The organism is Nocardioides cremeus (genome assembly GCF_030518195.1).
GTDB lineage: Bacteria > Actinomycetota > Actinomycetes > Propionibacteriales > Nocardioidaceae > Nocardioides > Nocardioides cremeus.
In genome coordinates, this window is record NZ_JAULSC010000010.1 from 49,265 (window position 1) to 64,913 (window position 15,649).

17 protein-coding genes are annotated in these 15,649 nt (G+C 74.4%); 8 read left to right on the forward strand and 9 right to left on the reverse strand.

Annotation, left to right across the window (positions count from 1 at the left end; translation table 11 throughout):
• The first annotated feature begins 12 nt into the window (after positions 1 to 12).
• From QWJ41_RS11620 to QWJ41_RS11635, 4 genes are all read left to right on the forward strand, one after another.
• Positions 13 to 477: a hypothetical protein gene (locus QWJ41_RS11620; protein ID WP_302708384.1), complete on the forward strand. Its 465-nt coding sequence runs from the start codon at positions 13 to 15 to the stop codon at positions 475 to 477.
• A 239-nt stretch (positions 478 to 716) separates the two neighbouring features.
• Complete coding sequence (gene mshA / locus QWJ41_RS11625) at positions 717 to 2,000, forward strand: D-inositol-3-phosphate glycosyltransferase (RefSeq protein ID WP_439117321.1); 1,284 nt, start codon at positions 717 to 719, stop codon at positions 1,998 to 2,000.
• Positions 1,997 to 2,557: a type III secretion system chaperone family protein gene (locus QWJ41_RS11630; RefSeq protein ID WP_302708385.1), complete on the forward strand. Its 561-nt coding sequence runs from the start codon at positions 1,997 to 1,999 to the stop codon at positions 2,555 to 2,557. The genes mshA and QWJ41_RS11630 overlap by 4 nt, the downstream gene beginning before the upstream one ends.
• 103 nt (positions 2,558 to 2,660) lie before the next feature.
• Positions 2,661 to 3,935, forward strand: a complete 1,275-nt coding sequence (locus QWJ41_RS11635; RefSeq protein WP_302708387.1) for a hypothetical protein — start codon at positions 2,661 to 2,663, stop codon at positions 3,933 to 3,935.
• 73 nt (positions 3,936 to 4,008) lie between these two features.
• Here QWJ41_RS11635 and QWJ41_RS11640 read toward each other — a convergent pair whose 3' ends face one another.
• From QWJ41_RS11640 to QWJ41_RS11650, 3 genes are all read right to left on the reverse strand, one after another.
• Positions 4,009 to 4,965, reverse strand: coding sequence for a DMT family transporter (locus QWJ41_RS11640; protein ID WP_302708389.1), 957 nt, complete (start codon positions 4,963 to 4,965; stop codon positions 4,009 to 4,011).
• A gap of 103 nt (positions 4,966 to 5,068) precedes the next feature.
• Positions 5,069 to 5,746: a response regulator gene (locus tag QWJ41_RS11645; protein ID WP_302708391.1), complete on the reverse strand. Its 678-nt coding sequence runs from the start codon at positions 5,744 to 5,746 to the stop codon at positions 5,069 to 5,071.
• Positions 5,743 to 6,891 carry a sensor histidine kinase gene (locus tag QWJ41_RS11650; RefSeq protein ID WP_302708393.1) on the reverse strand — a complete coding sequence of 383 codons (1,149 nt, stop codon included), beginning with the start codon at positions 6,889 to 6,891 and terminating at the stop codon, positions 5,743 to 5,745. Before QWJ41_RS11650 ends, QWJ41_RS11645 begins: the two co-directional genes overlap by 4 nt.
• A gap of 132 nt (positions 6,892 to 7,023) precedes the next feature.
• On the opposite strand from QWJ41_RS11650, the gene phoU reads away from it, so the two are divergent.
• Complete coding sequence (gene phoU / locus QWJ41_RS11655; RefSeq protein ID WP_302708395.1) at positions 7,024 to 7,683, forward strand: phosphate signaling complex protein PhoU; 660 nt, start codon at positions 7,024 to 7,026, stop codon at positions 7,681 to 7,683.
• 119 nt (positions 7,684 to 7,802) lie between these two features.
• Here phoU and QWJ41_RS11660 read toward each other — a convergent pair whose 3' ends face one another.
• The 3 genes from QWJ41_RS11660 to QWJ41_RS11670 are packed head-to-tail and all read right to left on the reverse strand — an operon-like array spanning position 7,803 to position 10,104.
• On the reverse strand, positions 7,803 to 8,552 hold the full coding sequence (locus QWJ41_RS11660) for a phosphoglyceromutase (RefSeq protein ID WP_302708397.1): 750 nt from the start codon (positions 8,550 to 8,552) through the stop codon (positions 7,803 to 7,805).
• Positions 8,549 to 9,169: a hypothetical protein gene (locus QWJ41_RS11665; RefSeq protein ID WP_302708398.1), complete on the reverse strand. Its 621-nt coding sequence runs from the start codon at positions 9,167 to 9,169 to the stop codon at positions 8,549 to 8,551. The genes QWJ41_RS11660 and QWJ41_RS11665 overlap by 4 nt, the downstream gene beginning before the upstream one ends.
• 41 nt (positions 9,170 to 9,210) lie before the next feature.
• Positions 9,211 to 10,104: a UbiA family prenyltransferase gene (locus QWJ41_RS11670; protein ID WP_302708399.1), complete on the reverse strand. Its 894-nt coding sequence runs from the start codon at positions 10,102 to 10,104 to the stop codon at positions 9,211 to 9,213.
• A 235-nt stretch (positions 10,105 to 10,339) separates the two neighbouring features.
• Here QWJ41_RS11670 and QWJ41_RS11675 point away from each other — a divergent pair, with 235 nt between their 5' ends.
• A complete protein-coding gene (locus QWJ41_RS11675; protein WP_179615410.1) occupies positions 10,340 to 10,825 on the forward strand; it encodes a CarD family transcriptional regulator in 486 nt (161 codons plus the stop codon).
• 86 nt (positions 10,826 to 10,911) lie between these two features.
• A complete protein-coding gene (locus QWJ41_RS11680; protein WP_302708403.1) occupies positions 10,912 to 11,607 on the forward strand; it encodes a glycosyltransferase family protein in 696 nt (231 codons plus the stop codon).
• Here QWJ41_RS11680 and QWJ41_RS11685 read toward each other — a convergent pair.
• The 3 genes from QWJ41_RS11685 to ispF all read right to left on the reverse strand — a co-directional run bounded on the left by QWJ41_RS11685 (position 11,594) and on the right by ispF (position 13,932).
• Positions 11,594 to 12,373: an IspD/TarI family cytidylyltransferase gene (locus QWJ41_RS11685; RefSeq protein ID WP_302708404.1), complete on the reverse strand. Its 780-nt coding sequence runs from the start codon at positions 12,371 to 12,373 to the stop codon at positions 11,594 to 11,596. The genes QWJ41_RS11680 and QWJ41_RS11685 overlap by 14 nt on opposite strands.
• A gap of 98 nt (positions 12,374 to 12,471) precedes the next feature.
• Positions 12,472 to 13,386 (reverse strand): alpha/beta fold hydrolase, encoded by a 915-nt coding sequence (locus tag QWJ41_RS11690; RefSeq protein WP_302708406.1) that lies wholly within the window; start codon positions 13,384 to 13,386, stop codon positions 12,472 to 12,474.
• Positions 13,387 to 13,461: 75 nt separating this feature from the next.
• The gene (gene ispF / locus QWJ41_RS11695) at positions 13,462 to 13,932 is read right to left on the reverse strand and encodes a 2-C-methyl-D-erythritol 2,4-cyclodiphosphate synthase (RefSeq protein ID WP_302708506.1); all 471 of its coding nucleotides are present in this window, start codon (positions 13,930 to 13,932) and stop codon (positions 13,462 to 13,464) included.
• A 136-nt stretch (positions 13,933 to 14,068) separates the two neighbouring features.
• Between ispF and QWJ41_RS11700 the strand changes: the two genes are divergently transcribed.
• Positions 14,069 to 15,649 (forward strand): molybdopterin-dependent oxidoreductase, encoded by a 1,581-nt coding sequence (locus QWJ41_RS11700; protein WP_302708408.1) that lies wholly within the window; start codon positions 14,069 to 14,071, stop codon positions 15,647 to 15,649.

Sequence of the window (15,649 nt, forward strand, 5' to 3'; positions counted from 1 at the left end):
GAGGGGTCTGCTGTGGACAGGGGTACGACGCCCGCCGCCGTCAGCGGTGCGCTCGCGGCGCTGGTGGGCGGGGCACTGTGGCTGCTCGCCTGGGCCGGGCTGGGCCCCTTCGCATGGTGGCCGGGCGCGGTGCTGCTGGGCCTGGCGGCCGTCGCCGTCGGTGCGGGCCTGGTCGACCGGGGCGCGACCCCGCTGCGCCTGGTCGTCGGCGTGTGCCTGGCCGTGCTGTGCGTGGCGCTGCTCGCCGTCGTCGGCGGGCTCGCCGGCGCCGGCGGCTCCGAGGCGGTCGACGGTGTCGTGGGCGCAGTGGCCGCGGTGCTCGGCGCGCTGCTGCTGGCCCGCGAGGTGCGGCGTCGTCGCCGCGACGACAGCTCGGGCGACGACCCCGAGCTGCCCGCCCCCGGCCGGGGCCGGCCGAACCGGGCGGCCCGACCGGCGCCGGGGCGACGCCGTACGGGTGGGGCGCACGCGGGCTGACGCCTGTCAGAGTTTCATCGGCCGACCGATGAAGCTCCCGGCGGGCCGATGAAACTTCATCGGCCACCCGCCAGTTCCGTCGGCCGGCCGATGAAACTCCCGCCAGCCCGACCACCACTGCGCCCGCAGACCCACCCCGCACCCCACCTACCCGACCTGGGGGAATCATCGGGCGGCCGGAGGGGTTGAGCGACGAGGGCCCGGTGACGGGACCGGCAGACACACGGACGGAGGACTGCGTGAGCAGCCAGCACCGAAGCGAGCGCCCCGTGCGGCGCCTCGCGATGATCAGCCTGCACACCAGCCCCCTCGACCAGCCCGGCACCGGCGACGCCGGCGGGATGAACGTCTACGTCATCGAGCTCGCCCGCCGCCTGGCCGCCCAGGGCACCGAGGTCGACATCTTCACGCGCGCCACCTCCTCCGCGCTCGAGCCGGTCGTCGAGGCCCACGACGGGGTGCGGGTGCGCCACATCCACGCCGGCCCGTTCGAGGGGCTGACCAAGACCGAGCTGCCCGGCCAGCTGTGCGTCTTCGCCCGCGAGGTGCTGCGCACCGAGGCCGCGCACCCGGTGGGCCACTACGACGCCGTGCACAGCCACTACTGGCTCTCCGGGCAGGTCGGCGCGCTGGCCCGCGACCGGTGGGGCGTGCCGCTGGTGCACTCGATGCACACGATGGCCAAGGTCAAGAACGAGGCGCTCGCCGAGGGCGACACCCCCGAGCCGCAGGCCCGCGTCATCGGCGAGGAGCAGGTCGTCGACGCCGCCGACCTGCTGGTCGCCAACACCGACCTCGAGGCCAAGCAGCTGATCAACCTCTACGACGCCCACGCCGGGCGGGTCGAGGTGGTCCACCCCGGCGTCGACCTCGACGTCTTCCGCCCCCGCGAGCGTGCCGACGTACGCCGCGAGCTCGGGCTGCCCGTCGACGCCGACGTGCTGCTCTTCGCCGGTCGCATCCAGCCGCTCAAGGGCCCCGACGTGCTGCTGCGCGCGGTCGCCGAGCTGCTGCGCCGCGACCCCGGCCGGCGCGAGCGGCTGGTCGTGCCCGTCGTCGGAGGCCCCTCCGGCAGCGGCCTCGAGCACCCCGACGCGCTGGCCACGCTGGCCCACGAGCTGGGCCTGGCCGACGTGGTGCGCTTCGTGCCGCCGGTCGCCCAGGCCGATCTCGCGCGCTGGTACGCCGCCGCCACGCTGGTGGCCGTGCCGTCCTACAACGAGTCCTTCGGGCTGGTCGCCGCCGAGGCGCAGGCCACCGGCACCCCCGTGGTGGCCGCGGCCGTCGGCGGGCTGACCACGGTGGTGCGCGACGGCCACAGCGGCCTGCTCGTCGAGGGCCACGAGGCGGGCGACTGGGCCGACGCGATCGCCCGGGTGCTCACCGAGCCGGTGCTGGCCCAGCGGCTGCGCTCGGGCGCGGTGCTGCAGGCCAAGGGGTTCTCGTGGGAGGCCACCGCCCAGGCCATGCTCGGTGGCTACGAACGTGCCCGCTGGATGATGCGCCAGGAGGCCCTCGCATGAGCGACGAGCAGATGCAGACCCCGACCAGCCAGGACCAGGAGCGCGCCGCCGAGGTGGTGCGCGCGTGGCTGGCCACCAACGAGATCGAGGCGCAGGAGCCCAGCCCGGGCCTGTTCTCCTTCGCGCTGCCCGGCGAGAAGAAGCTGCAGACCCCCGTGCGCCTCGACGTCGGCGCCCACGCGCTGGGCGTGCACGCCTTCGTGTGCCGTAACCCCGACGAGAACCACGAGCGCGTGTGGCGCTGGCTGCTGGAGAAGAACCTGCGCCTGTACGCCGTCGCCTTCGCCGTGGACCGCACCGGCGACATCTACCTCGACGCGCGGCTGCCGCTGTCGGTGGTCGACGAGGGCGAGCTCGACCGGCTGCTGGGCTCGGTGCTGACCTACGCCGACGAGTCGTTCAACGCGATCCTCGAGCTCGGCTTCGCCTCCTCCATCCGCAAGGAGTGGGAGTGGCGCACCCTGCGCGGTGAGTCGACCCGCAACCTCGACGCGTTCCGGGGCTGGCTCGAGGCCGAGTCGGAGCAGGATCCGGACCGGGAGACCGCCGCCGACTGACCCCCGGGAGCGACATACCTGATGTGGGGTATGACGCGGACCCTCGCCGACCAGCACCATCGTCCCGACGACGCTTCCAGTCGCGTCGGCGGGGAGGATGCAGGTGCGTGCGAGTTCGATGTCCCGGCTCGCCGTGGCCGCTCTCCTCCTGAGCGTCTCTCCCGTGGTGGGGGCCGCGGGAGAGACGCCTTCCGCCCCCGAGGTGGCCATCAGCGCCCCCGGTGACGGACAGCGCGTCGCCACCGGCTGGAGCGGACCGGTCGTGGTGGAGGTCTCGCGCGGCGCGGCCGGCCACGACGGACGACTCAGCGTCGTGTGCCCCTCCAGCGGGTACGAGCACCACATCACCTTCAGCGCCCCGAGCGGCCGCGTCGAGGTCGAGGTCGCGCCACTCGAGGCGCCGGCCACCGACTGCACCGCCACGGCCGAGCTCGACCCGACCGCCGGTGCCGACGCTGAGCCCGTCGCCGACCCCGTCGAGGAGCAGCCCGGCGACGGGCCCGACGACCCCTTCGGCGGTCCCGGGGACGGCCCCTTCGACGAACCGGCGCAGGGCCCCGCAGCGGCGGGCCCGAGCGCCAGCGTCGGCTTCTCGGCCTGGCACCGCGTCGCGTTCACCGCCGCCCGGGTCAGCCCGGTCTTCTACCCCACGGTGCGCGACGGGTTCGCCGACTCCGCCGAGCTGGTCTTCCGCCTCTCCGCGCCCACCGACGTCGTGCTGCTGGCCTGGGACGTCGCCCGCAACCGCGTGGTCACCGAGCGGCGCGCCGTGCTCGGCGCCGGGCCGGCCACCTGGGCCTGGGACGGCGGCAAGGGCAACCGGCGCCGCGCCAGCCTGCCCACCGGGCGCTACCTGCTGGCGGCCGTCGCCATCGACCCGGTCAGCGGGCACTCGGTGGCGGTGATCGGGTCGACCGAGATCGCCCGGCGCACCATCACCCGCCGCACCGTGCGCAGCGTGCCGGCCGTGCGGGCCGAGCGCAGCGCCCACGGCGCCTGCGCCACCGGGGCCGGCGAGGCGCGGGTGGCCCTCGTGTGCCGCGGCACGCAGACGTCGTACGCCGAGCTGTCCGCGGTCGTGCGGGTGCCCCGCGACGCCCGCCTGCGCGCCGTCGGCTCGCGCAACGAGAAGCCGTCGGCCGACGAGCGGCCCGGCCGGGTGCTGCACGACCTCGAGCGGCTCTCGCCGCGCCGCGCCCGGGTGAGCCTGCGCATCGACGGGCGCCGCGCCCTGGTCGTCGACGAGCTGTACGTCGAGTGGTCGCAGCGGGTGCAGCAGCGCCCGGTCGCCCCGGTGCCCGGCAGCGCCGGGATCGTGGACGGCGAGGTCACCGAGGGCCAGGACGGCTGGGTCGTGGAGCTCGCCCCGCGGGGATAGTCCCCGACCTTCGACACCGCGACACGCGGGTGGGCGGTTTGTGAGGTCAGGGACGTGCCCGCGCCCGCCCGGCTCAGGCCGGCGCCGGCGGGTGCTCGACCCGCCGTGGCTTGCGCCGCGCGACCGCGACACCGATCAGCGCCAGCACCCCACCGGCGTACGCCGCGACCGCGGGGGTCTCGCCGAGCAGTGCCCAGCCGAGCAGGATCGTGATCGGCGGCACGAGGTAGGTCGTGACGCTGAGGCTGCCGGCGCTCATGTGGGTCAGCGCGTAGGCGTAGGTGGTGAAGGCGATCGCGGTGGGGAAGATGCCCAGGTAGACCACCCACAGCACCGACGAGGTCGGCGCGACCCGCAGCTCCTCGACCAGGGTGGGCAGGAACGGCAGGCAGACGATCGCACCGACGGTGCAGGCCAGCCAGGTCACGTGCACGGCGGCCAGGCGCTTCATCAGCGGCTTCTGCAGGATCAGGCTGACGGCGTACACGACGGCGGCGAGCAGCACCAGGAAGACGCCGAGCAGGTCGCGGCCCTGGCTCTGGGAGGTCGAGAGCCCGATCAGCGCGACGCCGCCGAAGGCCAGGGCCAGGCCGATGCCGAGGTAGGCGGTGAACCGCTCGTCGAGGAAGACCGCAGCCAGCAGCGCCACCAGCACCGGCGAGAGCTGGATCAGCATCGCGGCGGTGCCGGCGTCGACGCGCTGCTCGCCCTCGTTGAGCGCGACGTTGTAGATGCCGAACCACAGCACCCCGATCGCCACCAGCGAGACCCACTCGCGCCGGGTCGGGCGGGGTACGCCGCGGGTGGCGGTGGCGACCACGCCCAGGCACAGCGCGCCGACGAGCAGCCGGCCCAGGCTGAGCGGGCCGGCGGAGAAGTCGGCGCCGAGGTGGCGGATCGCCACGAACGCCGAGGCCCAGAACACCAGCGTCACCGCGACGGCCACCAGCGGCAGCCAGCGCGGCGTACCCGCATCGGCGTCGGGGGCGGGCGGGAAAACCGGGGTGCTCTCGGCGCGGGTCGTCGTCACGACCGAAGCCTACGATGACCCATGACGCCAGGTCACGCGGGTTACGGGTTCCCCGGGTACCCGGGGAAACCGCACGGGGTCCTGCACGAGGCCCCGCTCCACCTCACAGGTCGAGCTTGTAGCCCAGCCCCCGCACCGTGACCAGGTACTTCGGCTCGCCCGGGTCGGGCTCGAGCTTGGCGCGCAGCCGCTTGACGTGCACGTCGAGGGTCTTGGTGTCGCCGACGTAGTCGGAGCCCCAGACCCGGTCGATGAGCTGGCCGCGGGTCAGCACCCGGCCGGGGTTGCGCAGGAACATCTCGAGCAGCTCGAACTCCTTGAGCGGCAGCCGCTGCTCGTTGCCGTCGACGGTCACCACGTGCCGCTCGACGTCCATCCGCACCGGGCCGGCCTCGAGGGTGGCCGGGGCCGCCTCGGGCTCGGTGCCGCGGCGCAGCACCGCGCGGATGCGCGCCACCAGCTCGCGCGGCGAGTAGGGCTTGGTGACGTAGTCGTCGGCGCCGAGCTCGAGGCCGACCACCTTGTCGACCTCGTCGTCCTTGGCGCTGACCATGATCACCGGCACGCTCGAGGTCTGCCGGATGGTGCGGCACACCTCGGTGCCCGGGATGCCCGGCAGCATCAGGTCGAGCAGCACGATGTCGGCGCCGTTGCGGTCGAACTCGACCAGCGCGGCGTTGCCGTCGGCTGCGATCGCGACCTCGTAGCCCTCCTTGCGCAGCATGTAGGCGAGCGCGTCGCTGTAGCTCTCTTCGTCCTCGACGACCAGTACCCGTGTCACGGGCTGTCCTCCTGCTCTTTCCTCTCGGACCCGAAGTGCTGGGGCAGGGTCAGGGTGAACGTAGACCCCTGCCCCTCCGCCGACCAGACCCGGACCTCGCCGCCATGGGTGGCGGCGACGTGCTTGACGATGGACAGGCCGAGCCCGGTGCCGCCGGTGGAGCGGTGGCGGGCGGGGTCGACGCGGTAGAAGCGCTCGAAGATGCGGTCCAGCTCGTCGGCGGGGATGCCGATGCCCTGGTCGACCACCGAGACCTCGACCGACCCGTCGTCGACGCGCGTGGTGACCAGCACCGTCGAGTCGGGGTCGGAGTAGGAGACGGCGTTCGAGACCAGGTTGGAGACCGCGGCGGTCACCTGCTTCTCGTTGCCGAAGACCTGCACGTCGCTGGTGCCGCCGATCGCGACCTGGATCCGCTTGGCGGCCGCGTCGATGGCCGAGGCGTCGACCGCCGAGCGGATCACGTCGTCGAGGTGCACCGCGACCGGCGCGTCCAGCGGGTCGTCGGCCTGCAGCCGCGACAGCTCGATGATCTGCTGCACCAGCTTGGAGAGCCGGTCGCTCTCGGTGCCCATCCGGCCCGCGAACCGCTTGACCGCCTCCGGGTCCTCGGCGGCGTCGACCATCGCCTCCGAGAGCAGCCGGATCGCGCCGACCGGGGTCTTCAGCTCGTGGGAGACGTTGGCGACGAAGTCGCGGCGGACCTCCTCGATCCGCCGCTCACGGGTGCGGTCCTCGACCAGCGCCAGCACCAGGCGCGAGCCCAGCGGCGCGACCCGCGCGGTGACGTGGCGCGCCGGGGCCCCGGGGCGGGTCATCGAGATCTCGGTCTCGCGGATCTGCCCGTCGCGGCGTACGGCGCTGACCTGCTCGGCGAGCGCCTCGGAGACCAGGCGCGAGCCCCGCACCAGCCCGAGCGCGTACGCCGGCGCGCTGGCCTTGAGCACCACGTCGGCCTCGTCGACCACGACCGCCGAGCTGCGCAGCACCGAGAGCACCGAGCCGATCCCGTAGGGCAGCACCGGCTCGGGCGCCGCGGGCACGGTGTGCTGCTGCCGGTCGCTGACGTGCCAGGCCAGCACGGCCGCGCCGGCGACGAACGCCCCCACGACGGCGGCGAGGAAGGCCTGCAGCGTCGGGTCCACGTGCAGGATCGTACGCAGCCGGTCACCGGGGGCCCCTTCGGCGAGCCCTGCGTTCGCAACGTTCATCCCGCGTTCACCGCGCCGCGACGGCCGGACACCCGCTCGCCCCTTCCATTGCCTAGGCTCTGCCCCATGCGTGACGTCTTCCATGAGCAGCTCGACGCCGTCTTCGACGACCTGACCGCCATCTGCGGCCAGGTCGAGGTCGCGGTCCGTCGATCCACCGAGGCACTGATGAGCGGCGATGCCGCGGTCGCGGAGCAGGTGATCACCGACGACGTCGAGATCGACCGGGCCCGCGAGAAGGTCGAGGAGTCCGCCTTCGAGCTGCTGAGCCTGCAGCAGCCGGTGGCCGGCGACCTGCGCGTCATCATCGCGGCGCTGCGGATGGTCACCGAGCTCGAGCGGATGGGCGACCTGTCGGTGCACGTCGCCAAGATCGCGCGGCTGCGGGTGCCCAACGTGGCGGTGCCCGAGGGCATCATCGACACGATGACCAAGATGGCCGAGACCGCCGAGGACATGGTGCGCCGGGTCGGGCGGATCATCCGCCACCGCGACGTCTCCGCGGCCATCGAGCTGGGCCGCGACGACGAGGTGATGGACCAGCTGCGCCGCCACAGCTTCACCCAGCTGCTGGGCGACGACTGGGCGCACGGCGTCGAGGCCGCGGTCGACGTGGCCCTGCTGGGCCGCTACTACGAGCGCATCGCCGACCACGCGGTCTCGATCGCCAACCGCGTCGTCTTCGTCGTCACCGGCGAGAAGGTGTACCGCGGCGGCGAGCTCTGAGCAGCCCGCCCACCAGGCCGTCGTACGCCGGCTCCTCCTGCGGGAGGGGCCGGCGTCCGGTCATTTCAGGCCGGCTCAGCGCGAAGTTCGGGCCGGGTCGGCGTGAGATACGGGCCGGGTCAGCGACCCTGGGAGGCCACGGCCGCGGCGGCCGCCTCGGCGGCGTCGGGGTCGAGGTAGCGCCCGCCGGGGACGGTGGGGGACAGGTCGTCGTCGAGCTCGTAGACCAGCGGCATGCCGGTGGGGATGTTGAGCCCGGCGATCTCGTCGTCGCCGATGCCGTCGAGGTGCTTGACCAGCGCGCGCAGGCTGTTGCCGTGCGCGGCGACCAGGGTCACCTTGCCGGCGCGCAGGTCGGGCACGACCGCCGACTCCCAGTAGGGCAGGAAGCGCTCGATGACGTCCTTGAGGCACTCGGTGCGCGGCATGTCGTCGCCCAGGTCGGCGTAGCGCGGGTCGCCGGCCTGCGAGAACTCGTCGGCGTCGTCGATCGGCGGGGGCGGCACGTCGAAGGAGCGGCGCCAGGCCATGAACTGCTCCTCGCCGTACTGCTCGAGGGTCTGCTTCTTGTCCTTGCCCTGCAGCGCCCCGTAGTGGCGCTCGTTGAGCCGCCACGAGCGGTGCACGGGGATCCAGTGCCGGTCGCAGGCGTCGAGCGCCAGGCCGGTGGTCGAGATCGCGCGGCGCAGCAGGGAGGTGTGCACGACGTCGGGCAGCAGCCCGGCCTCGCGCATCAGCTCGCCGCCGCGGCGAGCCTCGGCCTCGCCCTTCTCGGTCAGCGGCACGTCGACCCAGCCGGTGAAGAGGTTCTTGGCGTTCCAGGTGCTCTCGCCGTGGCGGAGCAGGACCAGGGTGCCCAGCGCGCTCACTGGGTGTTCTCCGGCTCCGACTCGGCGCCGCCCTCGGGCTCGAGCTCGTCGCCCTCGAGGCCCTCCTCGCCCGGGCCGTAGTCGCGCACCGGCTCGAGGGGCTCGCAGTCGTAGGTCTCGCCGCCGTCGCCGTCCTCGGTGGCGTGGTCGAAGCCCTCGAACTCGTCGCAGTTGGTCACGACCGGCACCTTGATGGCCACGGTGGTGCCGTTGTCGAAGCCCAGGCGCAGCGCGAGGTAGTCGCCGGCGGCGAAGTCGCCGGTCACGGCGACGCCGTTGCCTTCCTGGGAGAGGTTCTCGAAGCCCAGCGGGGGGATCTCGCGGGCGTCGACGTCAGCGCTGAGCTGGCCGTCGTCGCTGTCGAGGGTCTCCCAGGTGACCGCCTCGCTAGCGGAGTTGTTGGCGAGCCCGGCGATGAAGGTGCCGGCGCCGTCGGCGCTGGCCACGATGGCCGCGCCGAGCACGTCGACCCTCGCGTCGCGCTCGTTGGCCCCGGCGGCCGGCGTGTAGGGCCGGTCGGTCGCGTAGTCGAAACCGCACGAGGTGAGCGGGAGGGCGAGCGCGAGAGCGCTGGTGGCGAGCGCGAGCTTGCGGCGGATCAGCATCGTGGGTCTCATGCCTTCGGTTCGTCGTGGGGCCGGCCGGGCCCAGCCTAGCGTCAGCCGGCGCTGAGTCCGCTGGTGGTGCCCACGAACGCCATCGCCACCGCGACCAGGCCCAGGTAGACCGCGGCGACCGCGAGCAGCCGGGCCGCGCCCAGCCGCAGGCCCAGGCGCAGCGGCAGGTAGGTCCACCCGTCCTCGTGGTCGGCCACCAGGCCCCACAGCGCGGTGAGCAGGTGCACACCGACGCCCAGCAGCGCCGCCAGCAGCACCATCGCCGGCTCCGGCGCCTCGCCGGTGCCGACGCCGCCCCAGCCGCCGTACGACAGGAAAGCGGGGTAGGTCGCGTACGCCGCCGCCCACGGCACGAACGAGAGCACCCCGGTGCGCAGCGTCAGGTTGCCGAGCAGCCCGATCAGCACCGAGCCCAGGTAGAGCAGGCCCGCGGTGGTGCCGTGGGAGACCGCGAGCGGTACGAGCAGCAGCACCGCGCAGGCCAGCGCGAACCAGACCGTGCCGGGGTCGAGGCGACCGTCGGCGATCGGCTTGCCGCTGGTGGCGTGCGCGGCGTCGCGGCGCCGGTCGACCAGGTCGTTGTGCCAGCCGAGCATCGCCTGGCCCACCAGTACGGTCAGCAGCACCAGCCCGAGCTCGCGGGTGGGCCGGTCGGCCAGCGCCGCTACCACGGTCATCAGCACCGCAGTCAGCACCGCCTGGCGCGGGTGGGCGGCCTGCACCAGCAGCACCGGCGTGGTGTCGAGGACCCGCGCCGGGCCCGTACGCCGCTCGCGCGGCGCGACCGGCGGCGGCTCGACCACGTCGGTGCCGACCGGGGTGGACGCAGGGGTGGACGCCGGGGTCGTCGCGGATGCCGGGGCGGGTGTCCGGAGGGGTGGTCCCGCGGGCTGCGGGGCAGCCTTGCGGCGGCGGGGCAGGTGAGGTCGGACCATGCTCGGCAGTATCCCTGCCGCGGGGTCGCTCCGCGGGAGGTCCGCGCAGGTAGGAGGCACTTTTCGGTCGGCGCGCGGGTGGCCGGCAGTGGGGTGCGTCACGCCCCGCGCAGCGGCCGCCACCACAGCCCCCGAGGATCTGTCAAGACCGCATTGCCCCTCTGACCTGCACAAACGATGAGGAGTGCTGGGAGATCCGTGTTAAGATGGCGGCCTAGGAAGGGGAACCTGACATATGACTTTCACCGTCGGCGAAACGGTTGTGTATCCCAATCACGGGGCCGCTGTCATCGAGGACATCGAGATGCGGACCATCAAGGGTGAGGACCGTCAGTACCTGGTGCTGCGGATCGTGGCCCAGCAGGACCTGGTCGTGCGCGTCCCGGCCTGCAACCTCGACCTGGTCGGCGTGCGTGACGTCGTCGACAAGGAGGGCCTCGACCGCGTCTTCGACGTGCTGCGGGCCGCTCATGTGGAGGAGCCGACCAACTGGTCGCGTCGCTACAAGGCGAACCTCGAGAAGCTGCACAGCGGCGACGTCATGAAGGTGGCCGAGGTCGTGCGCGACCTGTGGCGCCGCGAGCGCGACCGTGGCCTGTCGGCCGGCGAGAAGCGGATGCTGGCCAAGGCGCGCCAGATCCTGGTCTCCGAGCTGGCCCTGGCCGAGAAGACCAATGAGGACAAGGCCGAGGTCATCCTCGACGAGGTGCTCGCCTCCTAGAGGCTGCACGCTCCTCACGCAGCAGTGTCTCGACGGCCCCCGGGTGACCACCCGGGGGCCGTCGTGCGTCCTAGGCTGGAGGCACCATGACCTCCCCCGACAGCCACGACAGCAGCCCCGGCAACCCCGACACCAGCCCCGGCGCCTCCGAGGACACCCCCGACTGGTCCGACTGGTCGGGCCTCGAGGACGACGACGAGCAGCCCGCGGCGCTGGGCACCGTCGTCGAGACCGGGCGCGGGTCGCTGCCCTTCGCGCTCCTGCACGGCGAGGCGCTGGTGGCGGTCGCGGCCTGGGGCCTGGGCGAGTCGGGCGTCACCCCCGTCGACATCGGCACCGAGTGGGAGGGCCTCGCGGAGTCCGGCGAGCCGGTGGTGCTGCACGACTGCCTGTGCCCGATGACCCCGGCGGCCTTCATCGCCGAGTGCGTGCGCGAGGCCGTGGCCCGCGAGGCCGTCGTCGTGGGCGTGCGGCCGGTCACCGACACCGTCAAGACCACCGACGGTTCCGACGTCGAGGTGGGTGACGAGCAGGGCCCCGCCGGGCTGCCGGTCGTGGGGATGGGTCCCGACCGCGAGGACCTGGTGGTGGTGACCTCGCCCGTGGTGCTGCCCGCCGGGGTGGTCGCCGCGCTCGACGAGCTGCCCTCCGACGACTTCGGGGTGCTGGTCTCGTGGCTGGCCGAGCGGTTCCCGGTGCTGACCCGTCAGGCCCCGCCCGAGGGGCGCCGGGTCGCCGGGGTCGACGACGTCGCCGTCCTCGAGGCCCTCACCGCCCGCTGAGGCCCAGCAGCTCCTCGGCCAGGGCGAGGTCCTCGGGCCAGGTGACCTTGAGGTTCGCCGGCCCGGAGGCGACCGCGACGACCGGCAGGTCGGCGTACCGCGCGAAGCACGCGGCCGTGTCGGTGCCCTCGAACCCGTCGTCGTCGGCGCGCCGGTACGCCGCCAGCAGCGGTCCGGCGCGGAAGGCCTGCGGCGTCTGCACTCCCACGAGGTCGCTCGGCACCCGCTGCAGTGCGCGGGTCAGCACTCCCGCGACCGGGGCGCCGGGCAGCGCCCCGCCGCGGGCCCGCGCGGCCTCGACGACCGCGGTGAAGAGCGCGGCCGGCGCGAGCGGCCGGGCGCCGTCGTGGACGACGAGCACGTCGGTGCGGCCGGCCTCGACGTCGTCGGCCAGGGTGCGCAGCGCCCGCGCCTCGGAGGCGTGCCGGGTCGGCCCGCCCGCCACCAGCCCGACCTCCGGGGCGCCCGGGCCCTCGCCGCCGCCAGGGCTGTCGTCAGGCAGGTGCGGCGCGAGCGCCTCGGCGACCTCGTCGAGCTCGTCGGGATGGGCCACCACCAGCACCCGGGTGACCCCAGGGGTGGCCAGCGCGGCCAGCACCGACCAGGCCAGCACCGGTCGTCCGGCCAGCGGCAGCAGCACCTTGTTGACCCCGGCGCCCACTCGCGAGCCGGAGCCGGCGCCGAGCACCACGACGCTGACCGAGGCCTGCGACTGGTCGGGCGACTCGATGGGCGGGGGAGCGGGGGCGGTGGGCTGGTCGGGCACGCGGTGACCGTACCCAGCCGCCGGCCGGGACGTCATACGGGCGGGACGTCCGTCGGTGCGGAGGTGATGACCTCCGCGGGGCAGGGAAGGGCAGGGGGTCAGCCCGCGGCGGCGTGCGCCTGCGGGTGCGCGTCGGCCAGCGCCTGCTCCACGGCGGCCACGAGGTGCTCGGAGACCAGCTCGTCACGCTCCAGCGGCAGGTAGTGCCCGGCGCCGGGCGCCACCACCAGCCGTGCCCCGCGGATCGCGGCGGCGGTGCGCTGCGCGTGCGCCGGCGGGGTCAGCACGTCGGCCGAGCCGACCATCACCACGGTCGGCACGTCGTCGTACGCCGCCAGCGCGGCCGTGCGCTCGTGGCGCATGCAGTCGCGGTAGAAGCCGGCCATCGTGGCGGGCGCGCAGCTGATCAGCTGGTCGAGCACCAGGCCGGCGTCGCGCAGCCGCAGCGGGCTGCCGAAGAGGAACCGGTTGACCACCCACCGCTCGACCGAGGGGCTGCCCCGGCGCCGGCGGCGCGAGAGCAGCTGGGCCCGGGCTGCGAGCAGCCGCGGGATCTGGGCGCGCACCACGCGGCCGGTGTCGGGCAGGCCCAGGGTGACGGTGTCGAGGCGGCCCGACGAGGTGGAGACCAGCAGCAGCCCGGCGACCCGCTCGACCAGGTCGGGGCGCTCCTCGGGCAGCGCCATCAGGCACATCCCGCCGATCGAGTGCCCGGCCAGCACCAGCGGGCCCGCGGCGGCGTGCGCGTCGACGACCCGACCCAGGTCGCGGGCCAGGTCGGCGATCGTGCACGCACTCTCGGGCACCCGCGCCGAGCGGCCGTGGCCGCGGTGGTCCCAGGTGACCAGGCGGACCTCGTGGCCGAACCGGTCGAGCAGCGCCTGGACCTGGTAGTGCCAGTCGGTCTCGTCGGCGGTCCAGCAGTGCGCCAGCAGCACCGTCACCGGCGCGTCGGGGCGCCCGTGCGTGCTGACGTGCAGGTCGTCGACGTGCAGGTCGGCGGTGGCGGGCATGCGGGGGCTCCGGAGGTCGAGGATGGTGTGTGCGACAAGATGTCACACGTACCCTCGGTACGGGAACCCCCTGGCTCAGCCGGTGGCCACCACCAGGGCCGTCGCGATGGCCGCGACCCCCTCGCCGCGGCCGGTCAGGCCCAGCCCGTCGGTCGTCGTCGCCGACACCGAGACGGGTGCGCCCGTCGCCGCCGACAGCGCGGCCCGGGCCTCGTCGCGGCGCGGGCCCAGCCGCGGCCGGTTGCCGATCACCTGCACCGCGACGTTGACCACCTCGAAGCCGGCCGCGCGCACCCGGCGGGCGGTCTCGGCGAGCAGGGTGGCCCCCGACGCGCCGGCCCACTGCGGCTCGGCGGTGCCGAAGTGCGAGCCCAGGTCGCCCAGGTCGGCGGCGGAGAACAGGGCGTCGCAGGCGGCGTGCGCGGCCACGTCGGCGTCGGAGTGCCCCTCGAGGCCGAGCTCCTCGTCGGGCCAGGCCAGCCCGGCCAGGTGCATCGGCGCGCCGGGCACCAGGCGATGCACGTCGGTGCCGATCCCGACCCGCAGCCCGCCCAGGCCGGGTGCGGGGCCCGAGGCGGGACTGGTCGGGGGAGCGGGGTCGGGGGTCTGCTCAGCGTCGCCGATCACGTCGCGATCATGCCCGAGCGCGGGCCGCTGAGGGGGTGTGGGGGATGATCGACAGGTGGAGGAGCGTGCGGGGCTGTGGCGCCTGGCTGGCCTGGTGGCCGGGCTGGCCGGTCTCGCGACCAGCTACACCGCCGCGATGGTGCTCACCATCCGCGAGTCGCCCGTCGTTGCGATCGCCGAGGGCGTGATCCGGCTGACCCCCGGCCCGGTCGCCGACTTCGTGATCCGCTTCTTCGGCTCGGGCAACAAGGCGCTGCTCCTGGTGATGATCCTGCTGATCGTCTCGCTGGTCTTCGCCGCCCTCGGCTCCGCGGCCCGCCGACGCTGGTGGGTGCCGCTGGCCGGCTACTCGGTGCTGGCCCTGGTCACCGCGGCGGCGGTGCTGCTGCAGCGCGCCTCCGGCACCGCCGACCTGCTGCCGGTGGTCATCGGCTACCTGACCTGGCTGCTGGTGCTCGGCCTGCTGACCGCTCCGCTGCGCCGCCTCGAGCGGCCCCGCGCCGCGCAGGATCCCGCGGCCGCACCGGTGGCCGCCGACGAGCGGGCCGGGGCGCACGGTCGGCGTACGTTCCTGGTGCGCGCGGCGCTCGTGGGCGGTGCCGCGGTCGTGGTCGCCGGCGCCGGGCGGGTGCTGGGCACCGGGCGCCGGGCGGTCGAGGAGACCCGCCGGCTGCTGCGCATCGAGGGCGCCGGGCAGACCCCGCCGCCGCGCGGCTCGAGCCTCGGCGTCGACGACATCGCCTCGTGGCAGACCCCCAACGACGACTTCTACCAGATCCACACCGCCCTGGTGGTCCCTGCGATCGCCCCCGTCGACTGGCGCCTGCGCATCCACGGCATGGTCGAGCGCGAGATCGAGCTGACCTACGACGCCCTGCTCGCCCGCGAGCGCACCGAGGCGTGGGTGACCCTCAACTGCGTGTCGAACCCCGTCGGCGGCGACCTGGTCGGCAACGCGCTGTGGACCGGCGTGCTGACCTCCGAGCTGCTCGCCGAGGCGGGGGTGCTGCCCGGCGCCGACGCGGTGCTGCAGACCTCCGAGGACGGCTGGACCTGCGGCACCCCGCTCGAGGCGCTCACCGACGCGCGCGGCGCGATGCTGGCGGTGGCGATGAACGGCGAGGCGCTGCCCATCGAGCACGGCTTCCCGGTGCGCACCCTGGTGCCGGGGCTCTACGGCTACGTCTCGGCCACCAAGTGGGTCGTCGACCTCGAGGTGACCCGCTTCGCCGACTTCTCGGCGTACTGGACCCAGCGCGGCTGGGGCGAGCGCGGCCCGGTCAAGATCGCCTCGCGCATCGACGTGCCGCGCTCGGGTGAGGACGTGCCCGCCGGCCGGGTCGCCTTCGGCGGCGTCGCCTGGATGCAGGGCACCGGCATCGCGGCCGTCGAGTTCTCCGTCGACGGCGGCGAGTGGGTCGCCGCCGACCTGGGCCGGGTACCCAGCGCCGACACCTGGGTGCAGTGGGCCGGCACCACCGAGGTCGCGCCCGGTGACCACCGGGTGCGGGTGCGTGCCACCGACGCCGCCGGCAACGTGCAGACCGACGTCGAGCGCGACGTGCTGCCCGACGGCGCCACCGGGCTCGACGAGGTCGACTTCAGCGCGACCGACACCTCGACGCCCGACGAGTAG